The 22,822-nt window shown below is 70.5% G+C and carries 17 protein-coding genes; 5 read left to right on the top strand and 12 right to left on the bottom strand.

Going from position 1 to position 22,822, the window contains the following annotated elements; all coding sequences use genetic code 11:
• Position 1 precedes the first annotated feature (1 nt).
• Entirely contained in the window at positions 2-1,129 is a 1,128-nt protein-coding gene (locus OHB44_RS22150; protein WP_238684209.1) for a hypothetical protein, read from the bottom strand.
• 415 nt (positions 1,130-1,544) lie between these two features.
• Here OHB44_RS22150 and OHB44_RS22145 point away from each other — a divergent pair, with 415 nt between their 5' ends.
• Positions 1,545-1,814, top strand: a complete 270-nt coding sequence (locus OHB44_RS22145; protein ID WP_238684208.1) for a hypothetical protein — start codon at positions 1,545-1,547, stop codon at positions 1,812-1,814.
• 49 nt (positions 1,815-1,863) lie between these two features.
• Here OHB44_RS22145 and OHB44_RS22140 read toward each other — a convergent pair whose 3' ends face one another.
• The 7 genes from OHB44_RS22140 to OHB44_RS22110 all read right to left on the bottom strand — a co-directional run bounded on the left by OHB44_RS22140 (position 1,864) and on the right by OHB44_RS22110 (position 9,272).
• A complete protein-coding gene (locus OHB44_RS22140) occupies positions 1,864-3,075 on the bottom strand; it encodes an esterase-like activity of phytase family protein (RefSeq protein ID WP_238684207.1) in 1,212 nt (403 codons plus the stop codon).
• Positions 3,076-3,185: 110 nt separating this feature from the next.
• Positions 3,186-3,920: a hypothetical protein gene (locus OHB44_RS22135; protein ID WP_330438109.1), complete on the bottom strand. Its 735-nt coding sequence runs from the start codon at positions 3,918-3,920 to the stop codon at positions 3,186-3,188.
• Positions 3,917-5,527, bottom strand: a complete 1,611-nt coding sequence (locus OHB44_RS22130) for a hypothetical protein (RefSeq protein ID WP_330438108.1) — start codon at positions 5,525-5,527, stop codon at positions 3,917-3,919. The genes OHB44_RS22135 and OHB44_RS22130 overlap by 4 nt, the downstream gene beginning before the upstream one ends.
• Entirely contained in the window at positions 5,524-6,396 is an 873-nt protein-coding gene (locus OHB44_RS22125) for an ATP-binding cassette domain-containing protein (protein ID WP_238684204.1), read from the bottom strand. The genes OHB44_RS22130 and OHB44_RS22125 overlap by 4 nt, the downstream gene beginning before the upstream one ends.
• Complete coding sequence (locus OHB44_RS22120) at positions 6,393-7,220, bottom strand: hypothetical protein (protein WP_238684203.1); 828 nt, start codon at positions 7,218-7,220, stop codon at positions 6,393-6,395. Before OHB44_RS22120 ends, OHB44_RS22125 begins: the two co-directional genes overlap by 4 nt.
• Positions 7,217-7,759 (bottom strand): RNA polymerase sigma factor, encoded by a 543-nt coding sequence (locus OHB44_RS22115; RefSeq protein ID WP_238680895.1) that lies wholly within the window; start codon positions 7,757-7,759, stop codon positions 7,217-7,219. The genes OHB44_RS22120 and OHB44_RS22115 overlap by 4 nt, the downstream gene beginning before the upstream one ends.
• A gap of 172 nt (positions 7,760-7,931) precedes the next feature.
• A complete protein-coding gene (locus tag OHB44_RS22110) occupies positions 7,932-9,272 on the bottom strand; it encodes a carbohydrate-binding protein (RefSeq protein WP_266301871.1) in 1,341 nt (446 codons plus the stop codon).
• A 434-nt stretch (positions 9,273-9,706) separates the two neighbouring features.
• On the opposite strand from OHB44_RS22110, the gene OHB44_RS22105 reads away from it, so the two are divergent.
• The gene (locus tag OHB44_RS22105) at positions 9,707-10,573 is read left to right on the top strand and encodes an alpha/beta fold hydrolase (protein ID WP_266301872.1); all 867 of its coding nucleotides are present in this window, start codon (positions 9,707-9,709) and stop codon (positions 10,571-10,573) included.
• A gap of 80 nt (positions 10,574-10,653) precedes the next feature.
• Here OHB44_RS22105 and OHB44_RS22100 read toward each other — a convergent pair whose 3' ends face one another.
• Together OHB44_RS22100 and OHB44_RS22095 are read right to left on the bottom strand one after the other, a co-directional pair.
• Positions 10,654-11,505 (bottom strand): alpha/beta fold hydrolase, encoded by an 852-nt coding sequence (locus tag OHB44_RS22100; RefSeq protein WP_330438107.1) that lies wholly within the window; start codon positions 11,503-11,505, stop codon positions 10,654-10,656.
• Positions 11,506-11,521: 16 nt separating this feature from the next.
• Positions 11,522-12,355, bottom strand: a complete 834-nt coding sequence (locus OHB44_RS22095; RefSeq protein WP_330438106.1) for an alpha/beta fold hydrolase — start codon at positions 12,353-12,355, stop codon at positions 11,522-11,524.
• A gap of 125 nt (positions 12,356-12,480) precedes the next feature.
• Here OHB44_RS22095 and OHB44_RS22090 point away from each other — a divergent pair, with 125 nt between their 5' ends.
• The 3 genes from OHB44_RS22090 (at position 12,481) to OHB44_RS22080 (ending at position 17,349) form a co-directional block, all read left to right on the top strand.
• Positions 12,481-15,438 carry an AfsR/SARP family transcriptional regulator gene (locus OHB44_RS22090; RefSeq protein ID WP_330438105.1) on the top strand — a complete coding sequence of 986 codons (2,958 nt, stop codon included), beginning with the start codon at positions 12,481-12,483 and terminating at the stop codon, positions 15,436-15,438.
• Between the two features lie 92 nt (positions 15,439-15,530).
• The gene (locus tag OHB44_RS22085; RefSeq protein ID WP_330438103.1) at positions 15,531-16,043 is read left to right on the top strand and encodes a response regulator transcription factor; all 513 of its coding nucleotides are present in this window, start codon (positions 15,531-15,533) and stop codon (positions 16,041-16,043) included.
• A 34-nt stretch (positions 16,044-16,077) separates the two neighbouring features.
• Positions 16,078-17,349: a CehA/McbA family metallohydrolase gene (locus OHB44_RS22080; protein ID WP_330438102.1), complete on the top strand. Its 1,272-nt coding sequence runs from the start codon at positions 16,078-16,080 to the stop codon at positions 17,347-17,349.
• A gap of 105 nt (positions 17,350-17,454) precedes the next feature.
• Here the strand turns inward: OHB44_RS22080 and OHB44_RS22075 are convergent, their stop codons facing one another.
• Positions 17,455-18,795: a M1 family metallopeptidase gene (locus OHB44_RS22075; RefSeq protein WP_238684200.1), complete on the bottom strand. Its 1,341-nt coding sequence runs from the start codon at positions 18,793-18,795 to the stop codon at positions 17,455-17,457.
• The gene (locus tag OHB44_RS22070; RefSeq protein WP_330438099.1) at positions 18,792-22,709 is read right to left on the bottom strand and encodes a Pls/PosA family non-ribosomal peptide synthetase; all 3,918 of its coding nucleotides are present in this window, start codon (positions 22,707-22,709) and stop codon (positions 18,792-18,794) included. Before OHB44_RS22070 ends, OHB44_RS22075 begins: the two co-directional genes overlap by 4 nt.
• Between the last annotated feature and the right edge of the window lie 113 nt (positions 22,710-22,822).

Genomic DNA, 22,822 nt, shown 5'->3' with positions numbered 1-22,822 from the left:
CTTACCTCCCGCCGCGGGACTGCCCGCTCTTCTCGTCCCGCCAGCCATCGGGTTGCGGGTGATAGCCGTAAGCGGCGGCCCGAACCGTCTCCTCGTTCTCGAGCCCGGAGCCGATCGCGCCGCCGACGGTGGCCAGCGAGCTGGTGATCCAGGCGAGCGTCAGATAGTCGGTGACGTCGACCGGCCGCTGCAAGGTCTGTTCCAGGACTGATGTGTCGATCAGCAGCGCCGCGACGAGCACCGTTCCCACGAACAACACCACGTAGGACAGCACCGTGGCCAGAGTGAGGGTGAGGATCGTACCCAGGTTGAACAGCCGTGCCAGCTCGGTCGGCGTCTCGCGGCTCGGTTTCTCCCACAGGTCGTGCGCGACGATCAACCAGGCCACCAACGCTGTCAGCCCGAGCACCATGATCACGGCGAGCCGCAGTCCGCCGAGCGCAGCGCCCATCTGCCAGATGGTGTCCGTGGTGAGTGCGAACGCGGCAGTGCCGAACGCGCCCACCAGCAGCTTCGACAGGCCCAGCAGGGCTCGCCCCGGACGGTTGGCGCGAACCATGCCGATCAACAGCCGTAACCGGCCGATGAGCCGCGAGGCGACGTAGCGCCGCTCACCGGTGTCGGCCTCGCCGACGACCCGGTGGACGGCGGGAACCCGGCTTGCCGTCTCGGCCGGTGCCCAGCCGCCAGGCGGCACTCGCTGGTCGGTTGCGTCGGTCAGCAGCCGGCTCACCAGATCCGGAACGGCTGCGCGGGCCGCTCGCAGCTGGTGCAGTCCCAGCGCGGGCAGGGACACCACAGCGACTCGACGCCGAGCGGAGGTCTGCGCGACCAGCGGCACCCGCTCGGCATGCAGCGGCAGGTCGGTCAGGCAGACGGCGACGTCCCACTGGTCGTCGGCACGCCGTTGGGCGAGATCATCGAGTAGCGCCTCAACGCCGCCGTCGCGGCGCGGCGCCACGTCGCCCCAGCCTTCCCGGACGATCCACCGCACGTCCGCGTTCACCCGCTCGGCGAGCCCGCTGGTCAGCTCGGCGGTGAGCCGCGCGGCCACCCGGGCCGGGTGGTCCGGCGGGGTTGCCACCAGTCCGACGACGATCTCCGGGCGGTCCTGTTCACTCTGCGTCATCGGTGCTCCTCACCGGTAGCCAGGCTCGGCCGCTGACGGCGAACAAACCGGGGCCTCAGGCGCCGTCGCGGCGGCTCCCGTGTCGACTGAGGTAGCGGTACCGCCAGGCCGCCGGGAGGAGCACCCGACCAGCCCGTACAGCGCCACCGCGAACCGCACTCGTCGAACCGGGCACCCCGCCCACGCAGCCTAAGAGACCGCCCCGATCGGTGCAGCGGATTCAGTTGAAGGGCTCCGCCGCCGCCACCACCGCCCGCCTCGCTCGCCGAACTGATGCGCCTGGCCCATGGGCCACCTGCGGCCCGATGTGGTCCTGGACGACCTTGTCCTCATGCTGATGGCCAACGGTGGCCTGATCGGCACCCAGCAGTGTGCCGCTGAGGCCGGCGGGGGGAGACCACCGGACAATGGGGCGATGAAGCGAGACGTGAGCCTGATGCGGTTGACTGGTACGCGCGCCAACGGCGCGGTGGCGACGGGCGCGGCGGCTACCGGCGCCAGGGCTGCGGGGGCGGCGTCGCTCGGTGCCCTCGCCGTGGGGGCGCTGGCTGTGGGAGCCGTGGCCGTCGGGGCGCTGGTCATCGGGCGGCTGGCGATCCGCCGGGCGGTCGTGCGGGAGTTGCGCGTCGGCCGGTTGGAGATCGACGAGTTGGTGGTGCACAGCCGGCCCACTGCCGAGGGATGACCCACGGACGGGGTGGACAGCCGGTCGGCTGCCCACCCCTGGCATCGGGTCAGTAGCGACGCAGGACGCGCTTGTCCGCGTCCAGGTGGCGGTCGAGTTTGATCACGATGAACTCGTTGTTGTCCGCCTGTCCGGCCGTCCGGCCCGCCGATGACGGGAAGTTGTTGTCGTTCAGGACGGCGAGCGTGCGGTCGTCGAGGATTACCACGTCCTCGATCGTCTGGAACGGGAATGTGAACGGGTCACCGAACCCGCCGACGTGCCGAGGGTTGCCGATTGCCATCAGGTCGGCGACCAGCGTCTTGTCGAGCAGTCCGTCGCGGTTCCGGTCGCGCTTGTCGGCGAGATAGATCTTCTTGACCTTTGCCGTCTCGCCCTGGCCGTTGTCGCGTTCGATGATCAGGAAGCGGTCGCGATCGACCATGATGGCGTCACCGATCGCGTGAGCGGGAGAGTCGAGCGCGTAGGCCCAGCGCCGGCCGGTGTAGGTGTTGGTCCGGGTGTCGAACTCGTTCAGCCGGAGGGTGCCGGCCGGGTCCCCAGTGGTCGTGCCCTCGAGCAGCGGGTAGAGCGTGCGACCGTCTGGCGACTGGGCCATGCCCTCGAAGCCCTTGCTGCTGGCGAGGTTGGCCGGGGTCGCACCGCGGCCTGGGTTCTCGGGGGCGAACACCCCGGGCAGCGGCACCGGTGCCTGTAGCAAGCGGCCCGCCCGGTCGAAGTGCAGCAGGTACGGACCGAACTCGTCACCGAGCCAGTACGTGCCATCCGCCGTCCGGGTGATCGACTCGACGTCGAAGTCGGCTCCGGTGAGCACGCGGTCGGCACGAGTGAGCGGGAAGCGCACCTTGCCATACGGGTCGGTCAGGTTGATGCCACCGAGCACGTCCACGGCGCCGCTGCCGAAGTCGGGCGCGACCCGCTGAACGCGCAGCACGAAGTCGGCACTGTTGGCCTTGTTGCCGAAGCCGTTGTCGGACAACACGTCGAAGGTGCCGTCGGTGTTGCGCAGGACGCCGCTGAACCCCTGGATCGGTTGGTCGGCGAACGGCGGGGTGATCCCATTGACGGGGGCACTGCCGAGCGACGAGCCGGACGGTTCGCTGCCGGGAACGAAGGTTGCCGCTGGCAGCGCGGCGAACCTCAACAACTCGGCCTGGCCCCACGTGTTCCGCTCGGCCGCGGCCGCTGTCGCGGCGCCCGGCAGCGTCAGGGTCAGGGCGACCACCGCAGCGGTCAGTCCCACCCGCTTGCTTACTGCCATCAATCCTCATCTCTCCACGTACGAGCAGGGTGTTCTCGGTCCGCTGGCACCGTAGAGCGACGTGGTGAATTCGAACTGGCCACAGGGGAATGCGCGCTCAAACCGTGCTGTCACTTTGCCGGCGAATGCCGCACGGCTGTCAGCCGCACCCGGGGGTACCGGCGGACGGTGAGCACCCCGGCGCTCGCCACCAGCGTCCCCGCCAGGAGGTACGTCCAGCGGTCGTGAGCCGCGCCCCAGCCGTCGCCCACGCCGACGAGTAGTGCCACCGGGGTCGGCAGCAGTGCCACCACCGCCATCCCGAGCAGCAGCATCGGCGCGGCGAGTGGACTGCCGATCCCGCGCGGCGAACGCCGCCAGCCGATTGCCGACGCGAGGAACGCGACCGCCGCGACGGTCGCGGCCTCACGGGTCAGGTCCGTGTACGGCAGCGATGCCGTTTCTGGCCCGGACCGTGTCACCAGCAGCGCTGCCGCCCAGCACGCACCGCCGACGACCGCGGCGAGGGCCGCTCGGATCAGCGCGCCGAGCCAGGCCGGAACCGGCACGGTCTCCGTGGTCGGCTTCGCCGGGTCGTCGAGCGTGAACGTGACGCCGAGGCCGATGCAGGCCATCACCAACCGCAGCAACGTGAGGTGCTCGTCGGGAGGCAGGACCGACCCGGTCACGGCCGGTGGGGTCACGATCGCCGCGCCGACGACCCCGGCCGCCAGCAGCGGCGAGATGCGCGTCGCCCGCAGCGTCGGCCAGAGCAGCGCCGCCGCCGTCCGCAGTCGCCCGGCCCGCCGCCGCGCGGGCCCACCGGCCGCCGGCCCCGACGCGCTGACGGCGGGCACGTCGCTCACGGGACGCACGGCGGCGCCTCGTCGTCCGGCGCGAGCGGCTGGATCGGCACCCCGAAGATGGCGCCGAAACGCTCCAACGGTGTGTCGGGCGCCGTCAGCTCGGCCCAGTGCCGCTCGACGAGTGGTGGCACCTCGTCGGACTGCCGTTCCAGCAACTCCAACGCCGGTGCCGCCGCCCGGTCGGGTGCCAGGATGCCGTACAAGCCCGATATGTCGCTGAAGACGAGCGCACCGGTGCTCGTCTCGTCCAGCGAACGCATCCCGGCCAGGGTGGTCGGCGACGCCCGCCCGACCAGCCACACCAGGAGCGCCGCCCGCGCCCCGCAGAGGAAGTTCCCCCCGTCGTACGTCTTCGCGGCCATCAACCGGTAGGCAACCTCGGCGGCCAGGGCGGCGGCTGCCCGATCGTCGCCCCACGCGGTGTCGACCCGGACCGCCTCCGGGGTGCCCGCCGCCGCGTCCTCGACCTTCCAAGCGGCCACCGCCTGCATGGCCTCGGCGACGGACCCGGAACCCCCGGCCGAGATCTCCTCGGCGAGGGCCCGCTGCCGCACCGCGAGCGGTGGCCCGGACGAGGCGGCGCTGTCCGGCACGACCGCGCGTACGGAGGTGACCACCGACTCCCACCCGGGAACGAACCCGTCGAACCCGTCGAAGTAGCAGTAGGTGACGTCGCTTCGCATGGTGCACGACTGGATGCTCGCCGGCCGGTCTCTGACGGTCGCGCGGGCCACCGCGATGTCGGGGTCGGGTCGCGACTGGGCCAGCCCGCCGCCGACGGTGAGGATCAGCCCGACGGCGAGCCCGGCCGCGACGACCGACCGCCGTGCGTGGGCCCGAGCCACGGCGGCCGCGACGAGCAGCACGGTGATCCCGACCAGGTAGACCAGGTGCCGGGCCGCGGGCCGGTCGGAGACACCGGCGGGCACCGGAGCCGGGAACTCACTGATGTAGACCGGAAACAGGAAGCGCCAGCCGGTCCCGATGAGCATCAGGGTGCCCACCATGATCGCCGCGTACTCCAGCACGAGGACGAGCAGGGCGAGCAGGGGGGCGACCAGCACGGAGCGGATCAGCACCCCGGCGAGCACCCCGACGGCGCCGAGGAGCAGCGTCAGCGCCGACGGGGTCAGCAACGTGGCGACGTCGACCGACCCGGCAGCGCCCGGCAGCGCCGCGGAGACCCCGACCCGGACGCCGACGAGCAGCAGGCTGAGGCCGGCCAGCGGCAGCAGTGCCAGCAGGAACCCGCCGATCCGCCAGGCCGGCGGCAGCACCAGCACGTCGTAGGACGCGTCGACGTGGTGTCGGTGCGCCCGTAGCGTGACGAGGTTCGCCACGATCAGCGCCGACCCGCCGAGGACCGGCAACGCGAGCAGCTGGATGGTGATCAGCTCGTCGGGGAGCACCGGATATCGGTTGGCCGAGCCGGACAACGAGCCCCACAGCCACGGGCCGAGGAACAGCAGCGCGGCCGCGATGGTGAGCGGGTGTCGCAACATCCGGACCGACTCGAACCGGGTGAGGGCGAGCATCGCTCGCCGACGCCCGTGCGTGGACGACGGCGTCGGACGGGCCGACGCGGCCACCGTCAGGGTCGCGGTCATCGCGTGCCGCCCGCGACCGCCGATGCCTCGGTGACGACGCCGACAAGCGTCAGGTAGCCGTCCTCGATCGACGGCTGCACCAGCGCGGCCCCGGGTGGTGGGTCGCCGACGTGGCGGTGCAGCCCCGTGCCCGTCCGCCACGACGCCAACGCCCCTGCCTGGCGCGCCGCGCTCGTCCACACCCGACCGGCGGCCAGCCCGGCCAGCTCCACCGGGGTGCCCTCGAACCGCACTCGGCCCCGGTCGAGGACGATCACCTCCTGGCACAGCGACATGACGTCCTCGGTCTGATGGGTGGACAGCAGCACCGTCTTGCGCTCGCCGAGGTCCGCGATCAGCTCCCGGAACCGCAGCCGCTGCTCCGGGTCGAGGCCGACCGTCGGCTCGTCGAGGATGACCAGGTCCGGGTCGCCGACCAGGGCGGCCGCCAGCGCGAGCCGTTGCCTCATGCCGCCGGACAGGGTCCGGATCCGGGATCGCCGTCGGTCGTCGAGGCCGACGGCGGAGAGCACCCGGGCGACCTCGGTGTGCCGCGTAGCCCGGTGGGTGAGCTCCTTGAGGATCGCGACGTAGTCGACGAACTCGAACGCGGTGAACGACGGGTGGAAGCCCGGGTCCTGCGGCAGGTAGCCCAGCAGCCGCCGGACCGCGAGCCGCCCTGGTGGTGTGCTCGGGTCGTGGCCGAAGACCCGCAGCGATCCGCCGTCGGCCGGCAGGGCGGTCGCCACGATCCGCAGCAGCGTCGTCTTGCCCGCGCCGTTCGGGCCGAGCAACCCGGTCACCCCGGTGCGCAACGTGAACGACACGTCCTCCAGCGCTGTGGTGCGCCCGTACCGCAGCGCCAGACCGGTTGCCTGAACGGCAGTCATGAAACCCTCCTCATGAAGTTGGGGACGTGGTAGCGGTCGTAGGTGCCGCGCTGACGGGACAGCGCCACCGCGGCGATCCCGCCAACGATCACGACGCCGACCTGCCCGGCCACTGTGAAGATGAGCCGGTCGCCGACGGTGACGGCGACCACCGCCGCCCAGCCGACGCCGACGACGACCGCGGCCGGCACCGCGCCGAGCCGAGGCGAGAGCAGCACCGACAGCACTGTCAGGGCGAGCGAGGGCAGGAACCAGCCGGTCGCGCGCAGCCCGTACTCGTAGATGAAGAGGCTGGCCACGGCGGACAGCGCGGTGGTCGCGGACAGGACAGCGAGGCACCGCAACAGCAGTAACCGGAACGAGCGGATCGGAGCGACCACAGTGATCTCGTCGGTGGGGTCGATGCCGGGCGCGAAGGACATCGCGACAGCGACCAGCGGCAACAGCGGGGCTACGGCGAGAAAGACGACCGGGTCGGTGAACACGGCGACCGTCGCCGTCAACGCGGCAGTGACCGCGATCGCCAGCAGCCACGACAGTCGCAGCGCCGGCGTCGCCGCGAGCAGCCGCGCGGTGTGGTCAGGCACGCCCACCGTGGTCATCAAGCGTTCGACAGGCCCCGGTCGCGGCGCGTCCAGGGTGGCGTCGAGGCGGGCCCAGCCGCCGTCGACCGCCCACCGGAGGTCGACTGTCGCGGCGGCGGCGAGGCGTTCGCGGCACTCACCGCACGCGACCAGGTGCGCTTCCGTGGACCACAGACCAGGGGCGGCGAGGGTACGGGTGGCGTAGGCCCGTAGGTCCTCGTCGAGTAGATGCCAGGTCATGTCAACTCCTCTCGCAGCTGCCGGCGGGCGCGCATCGCCCGGGTCTTGACGGTGCCGGCGGGGATGCCGAGCAGGACGGCGGCCTCGGCGGTGGAGAGGCCGTCGAGGACGGTGGCGCGGATGACGGCGCGTAGCTCCGGGGAGAGACGGGCGAGGGCGCCGCCGAGGTCGCCGTGCTCGAGACCGATGAGGACCTGCTCCTCGGCGGACGACTCGTCGCGGCCGCGCAGGCGGGCCAGAAGCCGGCCGAGCCGGTCGCGGGACGTGCGGCGACGCAGCGCGTCGATGAGCCGGCGCGACCCGATTCGCCACAGCCAGGCAGCGGCGTCGGTGTCGCGAGGGCGGAAGGAAGCCGCGGCGCCGGTCCACACGGCGAGGAACGTCTCCTGCACGACATCGTCGATGAGGGCGTCGTCGGCGCAGCGGTAGCACAGGCGCAGACGCAGCCACGGCGCGTGCCGGCGGTAGAACGCCTCGAACGCGTTCCGGTCGCCGCCTGCGATCAGGGCCAGGAGGCCGACGTCGTCCTGGACGGTCATGCCTACCTATCGCAGCGGCACCGAACTTTGGTTCGCAATGGTGGCACGACTTCTCGTTCCTGGTCGGCGCGCCGCACGACCGAGTGCGATTCCGGTGTGCCGACCATTCGAAGCGCCGGGCCTACCGCCCGCCGGAAAGACCGGCTGGCGGTAGGCCCGGCGCCGTCACCCGTCAGCGGCCCTGCAGGCGCTTCACGTTGTCGCCGAAGGTCCAGCCCTTCGACCCGTCCCAGTTCGCCGACCAGGTCATCAGGCCCTTGAGGCCGGGCACGGAGTTCCAGGCCTGCGTGACAAGCGACGTCGGCAGGTAGCCGCCGCCCGCCCCAATCTGCGCCGGCAGACCCGGGACCTGCTTGTCGTACGGCACCCGGATGGTGGTGCCCTGGATGGTGAGCCCGTTGTTCAGGCACTGCGTCTGCACGGTGAAGCCCTGCACGGTGCCCGCCGGGTACGAGTCGCCGGCGCAGCCGTACATGCTGCCGTTGTAGTACTGCATGTTCAGCCACCAGAGCCGGCCGTTGTCCACGTACTTCTTGATGATCGGCAGGTACGAGCCCCAGATCGAGCCGTAGACCACGCTGCCGCCGGTGACGTAGGCCGTCTCCGGTGCCATGGTCAGGCCGAAGTTCGACGGCATCCGGGCCAGCACGCCGTCGATGATCCGGATCAGGTTGGCCTGCGACGTGGACAGGGTGTTGATGTTGCCGCTGCCGGTCAGGCCGGTCTCGATGTCGATGTCGATGCCGTCGAAGTGGTAGGCCGTCAGGATCGGCACGATCGTCGCGATGAACCGGTCGGCGACGGCGGCGGAGCTCAGGTCGATGCCCGCTGCGGCTCCGCCGATCGACATCAGGATGGTGGCGCCGGCCGCTTTGGCCTGGCACATCTCGGCCGGGGTGGCCACCTTCACGCCGACGTCCATGCCGTTCTCCCAGAGGACGGTGCCGTCCGAGCGGATCACCGGGAACGCCGCGTTGATCACGTTGTAGCCGTGCTGGTTGAGCCGGCTGTCGGTGATCGGGATCCAGCCGAGGCCGGGGTGTACGCCGTTGGAGGCTCCGTCCCAGTTCTCCCAGTAGCCCTGCAACACCTTGCCGGTGGGCCGCGACTTCACCGCACAGGTCCCACCGGTCGGCGGCGGTGTGGTGGGGGGAGGTGTGGTTGGTGGTGGGGTGGTGGGCGGCGGGGTCGTCGGTGGTGGCGTGGTGGGCGGTGGCGTGGTTCCCGAGCACGCGCCGAGGTCACGCCACAGCGATGGGGTCGAGGCGGGGTTCCAGCCGGCGCCGGGGTGTGCGGTGTGGGTGACCAGCGCCTGGTAGAGCCGGCCGCCGTAGGTGACCTGGGTGCCCGCCTGGTAGGTGGGGCCTTCGGCCCAGGTGGGGGCGGTGCAGGCGACCATCGGGACGGCGTTGGCCGAGGGCATGGCCGCCATGCTGCTGGGGACGAAGGCGACGGCGGCCGTGACGGTCATCGCCGCCCCGGCTACCACTGCGAATATTCGACGGCTTCTCATGGCTCACTCCCCAGGCTTCGATGACCCGCGACCTCCACATATTGACGTTCATGAGACTTAATATCAAGGGTTGTTTACAGATACCGGGAAGTCGGGGGAGTGGCCGACCCTCGTGGCCACGAACCTGCGTGCGGCGACTCTTCGCGGGGGCCGGTCGTCGCGTCCGCTGGTCCGTTGAGCAGGCCCGTTTGACGGCGTGTCCTACTGCAAGGTGAAACTTGAGTTATTTTCCTCTTCTGTCCGAGATTCGCCCTCGGCGCGAATACGGTGAGGTCGGGCGATCAGGCACGTCATCGCGGCAGCGGAGCCTGCCGCCATCGGTACACGCGCTGCTCAGCGGCGCGGCCGGCCGGTTGCGGCTTGGACCGGGTCGCGTTGGCAACCGTGCACATCTGCCCGCGTTCCCAAACGACTGACCAACGAGGGGGAAGAACGTGCTCGGTATCTCGCTACGTCGGCCGAAGAGCATCGCCGCAACGCTCGCCGCCGCAACCCTGGTGACGGTGCTCGGCTCAGCCGCCCCAGGCGTGTCCGCGGACGGCGGTGGGCGACCAACGCCGGACGAGGGGCGTCGCACCAAACCGACAATCGTCCTGGTGCACGGCGCCTGGGCCGACGGCTCGAGCTGGAGTGGGGAGGTCAGCAGACTCCAGGCACGCGGCTTCGATGTCCAGGTCGCGCCACAACCCAACCGGGGGCCGTCGATCGACAGCGGCTACCTGAAGGACTTCCTGTCCACCATCGAAGGTCCCATCGTGGTCGCGGCCCACTCGTACGGCGGTTTCGTGGCGAGCGACGCCGCGACCGGCAACAAGAACGTCAAGGCACTCGTGTTCGTCGACGCCTTCGCCCCTGACAAGGGTGAGACCGTGGAGGAACTCACCGCCGGCTCCGGCTCGGTGCTCGAGCCGGCCTTGACCGACCCCACGAGCGTCTTCAAGCTCGTGCCGTTCCCTGGCGCCCCGGAAGGCGCTGTCGACGCGTACGTCCTGCCGAAGATATTCATCACCGGCTTCGCCAACGGCCTGCCCCGGCGGCAGGCGGAGGTGCTCGCCGTGTCCCAGAGCGCCCTGGCCACGAACGCCCTGGGTGAGCCGGCCACGGAGCCGGCGTGGAAGACGATCCCCGTATGGGCGGTGATCGGCACCGAGGACCGGGTCATCCCGCCGGCCCGTCAGGAGGAGATGATGAAGCGGGCGGGGGCCGACATCACCCGGATCGACGCCGGTCACCTCGGCCTGATCTCGCATCCCGGTGAGGTCACCGAGGTCATCCTGGAGGCGGCCCGGACGACCGCCTGACGGTCTCCTGACCCTCGGCGGCAACGGCGAAGAAGCCGGCCGTGGCATCGCGGTGAGCGATGCCACGGCCGGCTGTCGTGTCAGTCGGTCGCCTTGGCGGCCGCCTCGATCTGGTTGGTGACCGCTCCCGCGTCGGTGACCATGGACAGGTGGGGGGCGTTGATCTCGATGGCGTGCGCCTTGGCCCTCTTGGACATGGCGATCTGCTGAGCGGCGGGGATCACGGCGTCCTGCTTGCCGATCACCGACCACGAGGGAATGGTGTGCCAGGCCGGCTCGCCGGACTCCTCGACCAGGGCGTTGAAGGCCAGTGGACGCTGCCGGGCGGCCAGCACCGCCACGTCCTTGGCGGGAATGCTCTTGTCGGCGAACGCCTTGCCGAAGATCGACGGCTTCACGTAGAGGTTGACGTTGTGCGGGTCGTCACCGGGGATCGCCACCTGGTCGAAGACGGTGGACGCTTCGGCCGCGAAGACCGAGCCCGGCACGGCCGACGTCAGCGACAGCACCGTGTCGTGCTGCTCCGGGATGTACGCGTCGACGTACACCAGGGCCTTGACCTGCTTGTCGCCCAGAGCGGCGTTCGTGATGACCATGCCGCCGTACGAGTGCCCGACGAGGACGATCGGTCCGGTGATGGTGTCCAGGTACGCGCGCAGATTCGCGGCGTCGTTCTGCACGCCCGTCAGGAGGTTCGGCGGCGTGACTACCCGGTAGCCGTCGTGCTGGAGCTTGGCCGCCACCTTGTCCCAGCTCGACCCGTCCGCCCACGCCCCGTGCACGAGTACGACTGTCGGCTTGACCGCTGCGGGGCGCGAATGCAAAGCGTTACTCGTCGAGGCCTGCGCGGTGCCGATACCGGCACCTACCAGGGTGAGGGCACCGATGGCCACGCCTACGGAAATGAGGCGCCGCCGGAAGGACAATGTCACTGTGTTTCCTTTCACGTCACTTCGCAAAGAAGTCGAGCAGGGCGGCGTTGACCTGATCGCTGTGGGTCCAGGCAATGGCGTGCGGCCCGCCCTCGATGACGAGCAACCGCGAATCCCCGACGAAGGCGGACACCCGCTGGCCGGTCACCCCGATGGGTAGGACCCGGTCCTGGTCGCCCTGAATCACGAGTACCGGCACGTCAATCTTGGACAGGTCGGCACGGAAGTCGGTGAGCCAGGTCGGGATACAGGCCACCGCGGCGACAGGAGATCCGGCTACGGCCACGTTCGCACTTGCCTGGAACTCGTCGTCGCTGACCAGCGAGCCGCCGTAGACGTCGAAGTTGTAGAAGTTCTTTAGGAACTGCTCGAGCCACCCGTTGCGGTCCGCCCGCGCGGCCTGAATGAACCCATCGAACAACGACTGCGGTGCGCCGTCGGGGTTGTCGTCCGTCCGCAGGAGAAAAGGCGGGATCGGCGACATCAGCACGGCCTTCGCGACCCGCTCGGTGCCGTAACGACCCAGGTACCGGGCAACGTCGCCGGTTCCCATCGAGTGACCCACGAGAATGGCGTCGCGGACGTCCAGTTTCGTGAGCAGCACGTTCACATCGTCGGCGAACGTGTCGACGTCGTACCCACCGTCGGGCTGGCTGGAATTGCCCCAACCACGCCGGTCATACGTGATGACCCGGTAACCGGCTGCGAGCAGTGCGGAGACCTGCTTTTCCCAGGCCTGCCCGCTCAGCGGGTAGCCGTGGCTGAGCACCACAGGCGTACCGGCGCCGTGATCCTCGTAATAGATCTCGATCGGGTCGGCTCCCTCTGAGCCAACTGTGACATGGGGCATGCGCACTCCTTGGGCTTGCGTTCCGCGTTGGAACCATGCCGAAGGTACGGAGATGACACCCTTTCGCGAATCACCCGAACCACGTAGTCCCCGTTATTGGCGACCGACTCGACAGACAACGAGAAGTGGGCGATGCGGGGGACCCGGGGCAAACCGCAGGCTGGGCCGAAAAGCGAAGCCGCTGTCCTTCCATCCCTAGGATGTCAATCGTGACGACGCCCGACCGCAGGCTGCCGGACGGGCCGCCGTCCCACTGCGAGTTCAAGGTCTTCGGCGGTCTTGGCTGCCGGCGAGACGGCTCAGACGTCGATCTTGGCCCGGTCCGCCAGCGGATCATCCTGGCCAAGCTCCTCGCCGCCGGGGGTGACGCGGTCAGCCTCGACACCATCATCGACAGCCTGTGGGACGAACAACCGCCGCCCAGCGCCGCCAACCAGATCCACCGGCACGTCGGGAACCTCCGGCGGATCCTCGAACCGGACCTGGACGTCCGCGAAACCGGTCGGTACCTTCTACCGGCCGGTACGGGCTACCGGCTGACCCTCGCGACCGAGGCCTCCGACCTGGCCATGTACCGCGAGTTGGTCCGGCGGGCCCGCGAGGCGCTCGCCAGCGAGGACGTCATGCCCGGCGTCCGGGCGTACCTGACCGCTCTGGAGCTTGGCCGCAGCCCCGCGTTCACCGACCTTCCGGCCAGCGCGTTGAGGTCGCCGGAGTTCGTCGCCATCGAACGGGAGCGCGTCGCGGTGGCGCTCGCGGCCAGCGAGGCGGCGATCGCCCACGGCATGCCCGACGCCGTGTTGACCCCGCTGCTGAGCGTGGCCGCCGCGGTGCCGCTGGACGAGGCGTTACAGGCGTGCCTGATGCGCGCGTACGTGGCCACCGGTCACCGGGCGGAAGGGGTGCGGGTCTTCGAGCGGACCCGTCAACATCTCGCCGAGGAACTGGGGGTGGACCCGGGGCCGGAACTGCGGGAGGCGTACCGGGAACTGCTCGCCAGCGGCTGGACCCTGCAGGAGGAACTGCGCCCGCCGGAGGCTCCCCGGCCCGCACAGCTGCCGCCACAGGTCGCGGGCTTCGTCCGCCGAAACGACGTTGCCACCGTGCTCGACGACCAACTGTCTGACGCCTTCAGCGATGCGACCATCGTGATCACCGTGCTCGGCGGCATGGGTGGCATCGGCAAGACCGCGCTCGCCGTGCACTGGGCCCACCAGATCGCCAGCGAGTTCCCCGATGGCCAGTTGTTCCTGAACCTGAGGGGCCTCGATCCGGACGGACGCGTCATGTCACCGGAGGAGGCGCTCGCCACGTTGCTCGCGTCACTGGGCGAGGCGGCGGTGTCGTCACCGCAGGAGACCGTCGACGCGCAGGCAGCTCGTTACCGCAGTCGCCTCTTCGGTCGTCGGCTGCTGATCCTCCTGGACAACGCGCGCGACTCCGATCAGGTCCGCCCGCTGCTGCCAGCCTCCCGCGGCTGTCTGGTCATCGTGACGAGCCGCAACCGGATGACGAGCCTGGTCACCCGGGAGGGTGCACGCTACCTGCAGGTCGACCGGCTGACCGGGGCCGAGTCCCGCCAGCTTCTGATCAACCGCCTCGGGGCCCGTCGCGCCACAGCGAACCCGGAGGCGTTGGAGAAGGTCATCACGCTCTGCGCCGGGCTGCCGCTCGCACTGGCGATCGTCGCGGCCCGGGTGGCCCTCAATCCGGCCCTGCCGTTGAGCGCGGCCGTCAGCGACGTCTCGGCGCCGTCCGCGAGACTCGACGCGCTGTCCAGCACGGACTCGACCGACGATGTCCGATCGGTGTTCTCGTGGTCGTACCAGGCCCTCGACCCCGCAACGGCGCAGGCGTTTCGTACCCTCGCCGTCCACCCGGGCCCACTGATCTCGCTGGAGTCGGCTGCCAGTGTCGCCGGGGTCGGCCACGCACAGGCGCGCGCGCTGCTCATGGAACTGGTGACAGCGAGTCTGCTCGATGAGTTGCAGGCCGGGCGGTATGTGCTGCACGACCTGTTGCGGGCCTACGCGGGTGAGCTTTTCGACGAGGATCAGGAACGACCGGAGTACGAGCGGCGTCTCATCACGCATTACCTGCACTCGGCCCGCGCCGCGTACGCGAGGCACCACCGGCAGCCAGTCGGCGCCGTCGGCGAACCGCCGTCAGAGGTGACGCCTGAATCGTTCGACAGCGTGCCACGGGCTGCCGCCTGGTACGCACGGGAACGGGCCGCGCTGTGGGCGACAATCGACCTGGCCCTCGCCCACGGCCTGGGGCGGGACGCGGCGGCCATGGTCCTCGCCGCCTCGGCGCCGGGCAGCAACTCCATACCCCCGGGCCGGACGCAGACCGTACTCGCGATCTTCGATCTGGTCAGCGTGCTCGGTGAGCCGCTGATGGAGGCCGAACTTCTCCGTACCGTCGGTGAGGCCTTCGCCCCGCTGCCGCAGGCCGACGAACATCTCCGTCGAGCCCTGTCCATCTTCGAAGGCGCTGGAGAGCTGGCCGGACAGGCCGACGTCCTGCGAAACCTCGCCGTGTTGTCGTTGTCGCGTGGCGACCACGATGCCGCCAACGCGTACGGCGAACGTTCGGTGGGTCTTGCCCGGCAGTCGGGGCACCAGGAACTGCTCGCCGTATCGCTGCTGACTCTCACCAGAGCGCTCCTGGGGTCCGATCGGTTCGAGACCGGCACACGGCTCGCGGACGAAGGCCTGGCCATTGCCGTGGCGCAGCACCTCGACCACCTGAAAATCTACTACGCACAGCTCATCGCCGAGTCCTCCTGGAAACTTGGCCGGCTCGAACGAGCGGTGAAGGTGTCCGAGTGGGGATTGACCGAAGGCGTCTGTGAGTCGGACGGTCCCCGCTGTGCCGTCGCGGCGATCCTCGCGCGGGCCGCCTTCGATCTGGGCGACCTGGTGCGCGCGGAACGGGGGTGCCAGCAGTTCGAGAACCTGATCGCCGACAACGGCTTCCGGGAACTGATCGAGTTCTCCGGCCTGGAGCAGGCCGAGACATACCGGACAATGGTCGCGTATGTCCGGGCCCGCTTGAGCTTGATGAGGGGCGCGTCGTGAGCGGATAGGGCGAGCACTCAGTCTGCACTCGTCGTGCACCGCGGTGCGATCGGATGGTCGTCGAGACCCCGAACCCTCGCCCGAGGAGCACCATGCGCTGCGTCGTAGCCGAGCCTGCCCGAGCCCTTCCCCGTGCGGTGTTGACCCCACGGCAGGAACAGATCGCCCTGCTGGTGGCGGCCGGCTCCACAAACGTCGAGGTCGCGACGAACCTGGTCATCAGCACCCACACCGTCAAACATCACCTACGCGGAGTGTTCCACCGGCTGGGCGTCGCGTCGCGCCGCGAACTGCGCGGCAGGCTGGCCGGCCACGACACGACCAACCACTTTGCCCAGAGCTGCTGCCTGACCGGCCAGGAGCGGGACATCGCGCGGCGGGTCTCGAACGGCGCCTCCAACCGCGAGGTGGCGGCACAACTGTTCCTCAGCCCGAGCACTGTGGACTATCACCTACGCAAGATCTTCCGCAAGCTCGGCATCACCTCGCGCAGAGAGCTGGCGAGACGGGACGCACGAGCCGCGTCCGACCTGGTCCGGCAACCAACCCTCACCCAGCAACACGACGCGTACCGCAGTGTTCGCCTGACCGACGACTCGGCTTGACGTCTCGGCCAGATCCATCTACATCCATATAGCCATGACCGCACATCACTCACACCACTGCCATCACGACAACGGATCCGACGACGACGTGCCGTACGGCCAGGTGGCGATTCCCGCGGGCCTCGGCCGACGGGCGCTCCTGGCCGGTGCCGGCGGAACGTTGATGCTGGCCGCGCTGCCGACCGCCGCCAGGGCGACCAACACGACGATGGCCGGCGCCCCGACCGCTGCGGTCGGCGCCGGCCGGTCGTCCCTGATCACCCAGGGCACCACGCTGGTCCACGCCGACATGCACAACCACACGGTCATGTCGGACGGCGACGGCAGCGCCGAGGCCGCGTTCGCCTCGATGCGCGAGGCCGGCCTGGACGTCGCCGCGCTGACCGATCACGCCACCCTCTTCGCCATCGACGGGCTCAGCTCGTCCGAGTGGCGGACCACCGGTGACCTGGCCAACGCGGCCAACGACCCGGGTCAGTTCACAGCGATCCGCGGATTCGAGTGGTCGCATCCGTTGCAGGGCCACATCAACGTCTGGAACACCTCCGACTTCGCCGACCTGTTGCGGGCCGGCAGCCCCGGCAGCCTGTACAACTGGCTCGCCGGCCGGCCCGGGGGTCTGGCGAGCTTCAACCACCCCGGTCGGGAGGCGGGCCGGTTCAACAACTTCTCCCTCAACGCCTCGGTCCGCGATCAGCTCGTGGGGCTGGAGATGTTCAACCGGACCGACGACTTCCTGTTCGAGGGCTGGTCGTCGGGCGTGGCGTCGCCGCTGGTGGCCTGCCTGAACGCCGGTTGGCGGCCCGCTCTGACCGGTGTCACCGACGAGCACGGCACCACGTGGGGCTTCCACGAGGGCAAGGGCCGCAGCGGCCTGTGGGTCGCCGAGAACACCCGCGCGGCGGTGTTCGAGGCGATGGCCTCCCGCCGTTCCTTCGCCACCCGCGTCTCGGGCCTACGGGTGGACGCCACCGCCAACGGCGTACGCATGGGCGGGGTGCTGAACGTGACCTCCGGCGACGTCCGGTTCCTGCTGGACCTGGACCGCGGCTCGGCCTGGGACGGCAAGCCCCTGCGGATCCAGGTCCTCCGCCCCGGCACCTCGGCGCCGACCGTCGTCGACGTCATCGACACCGTCAACGGCCAGGTCACCGACTTCACAGTGCCACTCAACGTCGCCGACGGCGACTGGGTGGTGCTCCGGATCTCTGACCCGTCAGTGCCCAACGGCACCCCCGGCCCAGCCGGCCACCCGTGTAACGACTTCGGCGTGGCCTACACCAGCCCCTGGTGGCTCCGGCAGTGACCGTCGAGGTGCCGGTCCCGGCCCAGCCGGCCAGCCGCGGGCGGCTGCGTCGGTCGTTGCGGGACCGGCATCCGGTTTCGCGAGGCGGCCGCGTCTCGGCCCCGGTCAGCGGGGTGGCGGGGGCAGCGTCGGGCTGTCGAGCCAGGCAGCGAACAAATCATCCAGTGGCTCGCGGGCGAAGCGCTGGGCGTGCAGCCGGAACTGCTCGGTCGTCACCGTCGCGTGCTGGTGCTCGGCGACCCAGGCTCGCAGCAACGCGAAGAACGAGTCGTCACCGACCCTCTTCCGCAGGGCGTGCACCGCGAGCGCGCCACGCTTGTAGACCAGCGGGTCGAACATCCGGTCGACGCCGGGATCCGCGACGACGACCTCGCGCGGACGATCCGCGACCCACGCGTACCACTGTGCGGCAAGGGCGTCAGTGGGCAGGCCGCCGCAGACGCCCGACCACAACCACTCGGCGTACGTGGCGAAGCCCTCGTTGAGCCAGATGTGCCGCCAGTCCGCCACCGTCAGGCTGTTGCCGAACCACTGGTGGGCCAGTTCATGGACGACAAGCCGTTCGTGTGTGCGCCGCCCGTCGACGTGGTTCCGGCCGAAGACGGCCATGCCCTGCGCTTCGACGGGATCGTCGAGGTCGTCGTCGGCGACCACGACGACGTACTCGCGGAACGGGTACGGTCCGAAGAGCCGCTGCAGCGCCGACATGATCTCGCCGTGCCGACCGAAGTCGTGGGCGACGTTCCTGCGCAGCGCGGGTGGGATCGCGGCGCGTTGCACCACCGCACCGACGGTCAGGTCCACCACCTCGTAGCGTCCGATCTGCACGCTCATCAGGTACGGCGAGGTGGGCTCGCGTCGCTCGTACAGCCAGGTCGTGCTGCCCGCGCCCCGGCGCTGGAGCACCGGATCGCCAGTCACCAGCACTGTGTACGGGGAGGAGGTCGTGACCGCCACCCGGAAGGTGGCCTTGGCGCCCGGCTGGTCGTCACACGGAAACCAGGACGGCGATCCGTTCGGCTGGCTGGCCACGAGCGCCCCGTCGGTGAGTTCCTCCCACCCGAGTTCGCCCCAGCGGCCGGAGATGGGCACCGGCTTTCCCGCGTACCGGACCTCCACCCGGAAAGTGTCCCCGGCACCGATCGGCCGCTCGGGTTTGATCTGCAGTTTGTCCGGCCGGTGCAGGTACTTCGCCGGTCGCCCATCCACCCGGACGTCCTGGACGCGGAGCCGACCGAGATCGAAAGTGAACCGCGACAACGACTGCACGGCCACCGCGGTGATGTCCGCCCGCCCGCCGAGGCGGTTCGACACGACCCGGTAGTCGAGGTCGAGGTCGTAGTGCAGCACCCGGTAGCCGCCGTTGCCGTGCTCGGGCAGGTAGGAGTCGCCGGAGTGGCTGGCGCCGGACGTTGCGCCGCTCGACGCCGACGCCTTCGGACTCATGCCGACCGTGCCGCTGGCGCCGGCCAGGTGGTGATCGGATTCCCCAACCACCGGCTGTCGCACGGCACGGCGTCACCGCGGGTCACCAGCGAACCGGGCCCGACGGTGGTCCGCGCGCCGATGCTCGCGCCCGGCAGGATGATGCCGTGTGGGCCCAGCGCGGCTCCCGCGCCCAGTGTCACCTCGTCCATACTCATCACACGATCATGGAACAGGTGGGTCTGCACCACACAACCGCGGTTCACCGTCGCGCCGTCGCCGAGGCGCACCAGGTCGTACTCGGGCAGCCAGTAGGTCTCCAGCCACACACCCCGGCCGATCTTCGCGCCGAGCGTGCGCAGCCACGCCGCGAGCAGTGGCGTGCCGGTCGCGAAGCGCACCAACCACGGCGCGGCGAGGACCTCGACGAACGTGTCGGCAAGCTCGTTGCGCCACACGAAGGAGGTCCACAGCGCGCGCTCGGCCACCCGGAAACGCCCGACCAGCAGCCACTTCGCGGCCGTTGCGATGGCGGCGGCGACGAGCGCCGCACCCAGCAGCACCGGCCCGGCCCCGAGCGCGGCCGCCCACCACCCGACAGCGCGCCACACGAGCGCGAGTACGGCCAGGACGCCGACCGCCAGGGCACCGGCGCACATCACCGGAACGATCCGGCACAACTCGATCGCCGCCCGGGCAAGCTTCAACCGGACCGGCGGGTCGACGGTGCGGCTGGTGTCGGCTGCCTCCACGGTCCGGCGCAGCGGCATCGGCGGTGCGCCGAGCCACGACGAGCCCTTCTTCGCCTTGAACGGCGCCGACGACAACACGCCGACAAGTCCACGCTTGGGCACCGAACGCCCTGGCGCCGCCATTCCTGAGTTGCCGAGGAACGCCTGCTTACCGATGCGGGCCGGGGCGACCCGCAGCCACCCGTGGCTCAGCTCGTAGGTCGCGACCATTGTGTCGTCGGCCAGGAAGGCCCCGTCAGCCACAGTGGTCATCGCCGGCAGCGCGAGCACTGTGGATGCCTCCACTCCGCGTCCCACCTTCGCGCCCAGCAGCCGCAACCACACCGGTGTGAAGAGGCTGGCGTAGAGCGGAAACAGTCCGACCCGGGCCATCCCCATCAGCCGCTCGGTCGTCCAGACCTGCCACGCCACCCGCCCCTGCACCCGGTGATAGCCGGCGCGCAGACCGACGCTGAGCGCCCGGACCGCTCCGAGCACCAGCAGCGCGTAGCCCACCACGTAGGCGACGGTCGCCACCGCGACGGCACCCAGCATGGCGCCGACCGTCGGTCGGACGGCGAGCGTCCAGCCGAGCAGGGCGAGCGCCGGCAGGGCCGCCACGACCGGAACCAGCCCCAGCACCTGGGCGGTCATCCCATACGCGAGCGGCCAGAGGCGTGCGCCCATCCGCGATCGAGGGGGACGCCGGCCGGGCCACCCGTTCGAATCCTTCTTGCCAGCGGCGGCGGCCGGTGAGCCGGCCCAATGGTGGTTCGGCGGTACGGCGCCGGCCACCGTCGAGCCCGCAGCGACCCGGGCACCCTTGCCGACCCGAGCGCCCGGCATCAGGGTGCTGCGGGACCCGACCCGGGCGTCGGCCCCGACGCGAACCCTGCCGATGCGGACGACATCGCCGTCGACCCAGTGGCCGGACAGATCGACCTCCGGCTCGATCGCCGCGCCTCGGCCGAGCTTCAGCAGGCCGGTCACCGGCGGCGCGGAGTGCAGGTCGACGTCGGCCCCGATCTGCGCGCCAAGGGCCCGGGCGTAAGTGATCATCCAGGATGCTCCGGCGACGCTGGTGGCGCCGCTCAGCTCGGCGAGGCGTTCGGCGGCCCACAGCCGCAGGTGCACACCGCCGCCGCGCGGGTAGCTGCCGGGGCGGACCCCACGAAGCAGCAGTCGCGCTCCCGCGGCGGCCAGGGTTATCCGGCCCGGCGGACTGAACAGCACAAGCCAGCCCAGGGCCACCCACCACCAGGAAACGACCGGTGCCCAAGGTGCCGGAGCGAACAGGGCGAGGACGTTGCCGAGGGCGGCCAGAACGGTCAACCAGCGAAGCCCGACCAGCGCGAGCATCGGCACCATCATCGCGGCCTGGATCAGCCCGGCGCGCCTCGGCACCGGCCGGACCTCACGGCGCGTCACCGCCGAACTGTCGAGCGCGTCGAGCACGGCCGCGAGCCGCGACAATTTCGGGTGGAGGTAGATGTCGGCCACCGAGACGCGCGGGTGCCGGTGCCGGATCCACGCCACCAGTTGCGCCGCGTTCAGGCTGCCGCCGCCACAGGTGAAGAAGTCCGCGTCCGCCTCGGTGGGGCGTACGCCCAGGATCTCCGCCCAACCGCCGGCGAGCCATTCCTGCGTCGCGGTCAGCTCAGCCACCGTGGCGCCCGCGGTGGCCAGCGGCCACGGCAGCGCGGCTCGATCAACCTTGCCTGATGTCCGGGTCGGCAGCGCATCCACCACGGCCAGCAGCGGCACGAGCGCGGCCGGCAGTTGCTCACGGATCCGCAGCGCCGCCGCCGCGGCATCGAATGCGGCGCCGTCGTGCGGAACCACGTACCCCACCAGCAGTTGATTGCCCGCGGCGGTGCGCTGCACCGCCGCAGCCGCACCGGCGACGGTGGGCAGCGCCTGCAGTGCGGCGTCTATCTCACCCAACTCGATCCGACGTCCGCCGAGTTTCACCTGCTCGTCACCGCGACCGACGAACAGGAGCCCTTCTGGCTCCGCCCGGACGATGTCCCCACTGCGGTACGCCCGCTGCCAGCCGAGCGCGGGCAGCGTCGCGAACTTCTCGGCGTCCTTGGCCTCGTCCAGGTAGCGGGCGAGTCCCACCCCACCGATGACCAGCTCACCGGTCTCACCCATCTCGACCGGAACACCGAAGCCGTCGACCACGGCTAGCTCCCAGCCGGCCAGCGGCAGCCCGATGCGTACCGGTTCCTCGCCGGTCATCCGCGCGGCGCAGGCGACCACCGTCGCCTCGGTCGGTCCATAGGTGTTCCAGACCTCGCGACCCTCGACGGCCAGGCGCTGCGCCAGCTCCGGTGGGCAGGCCTCCCCACCGAAGATCAGCAGCCGGACCTCCTCCAGCGCGTCGACCGGCCACAGCGCAGCGAGCGTCGGCACCGTGGACACCACCGAGATGCGCTGCTCGGCCAACCACGGACCGAGGTCGACGCCACTACGGACGAGTGACCGCGCGGCCGGCACCAGACACCCGCCGTGCCGCCACGCCAGCCACATCTCCTCGCAGGACGCGTCGAATGCCACCGACAGCCCGGCCAGGACCCGATCCTGTGGGCCGATCGGCTCACTGGCCTCGTCGGTGAGGAACAACTGCGCCTCGGCGTCCACGAAAGCCGCCGCCGCGCCGTGGCTGACCGCCACACCCTTCGGGGTGCCCGTCGAACCGGAGGTGAAGATGATCCAGGCGTCGTGGTCCGGGCCGGGCCGGCCGCTTCGACCCGCGGGGGTACGGCGCAGCGACACCGCCAGCCCGTCACCGAGGACCGCCACGACCCCCGCCTCGGCGAACACGAGCTCGGCGCGTTCCTCGGGATCGTCCGCGTCGACCGGCACGTAGGCCGCGCCCGCCGCGAGAACGCCGAGGATAGCCAGGTACAGCTCTGCCGTACCGGAGGAGATCCGGACGCCAACCCGATCGCCGACACCGATTCCGTACCCGGCGAGCGACCTCCGTAAGGCCTCGACCTCATCGGCCAGGTCGCGGTACGTCAGCGCCGTAGCACCGTTGTCGAGAGCAAGAGCCTCAGGATGCGCGCGCACGGAGTCGTCGAGAATGTCGACCAGCGTGCGGCGGGGCGGGGCCGTGGAGGATCGGAACACCGCCGGGATCACCGGTGCGGCAGCTGTCGGCGGTAGCGCGACCACCTGTGGATCACTCGTTACGGGCACCGGGCGTTCACCATCTTCAGCTCGCGGATCAGCGTCAACCAGGCGTGCGGCAAGCGGACCCGCCCCGGGCAGCCCTCAACGCTACGTCGCACCGGCCGAATTTGACGGCGAAG

Origin of the sequence: Micromonospora sp. NBC_00821, assembly GCF_036347035.1 — a bacterium.
Lineage (GTDB): Bacteria > Actinomycetota > Actinomycetes > Mycobacteriales > Micromonosporaceae > Micromonospora > Micromonospora hortensis.
Note: the sequence above shows the minus strand (reverse complement) of the source record. Positions and strands in the feature narration are given on the sequence as shown.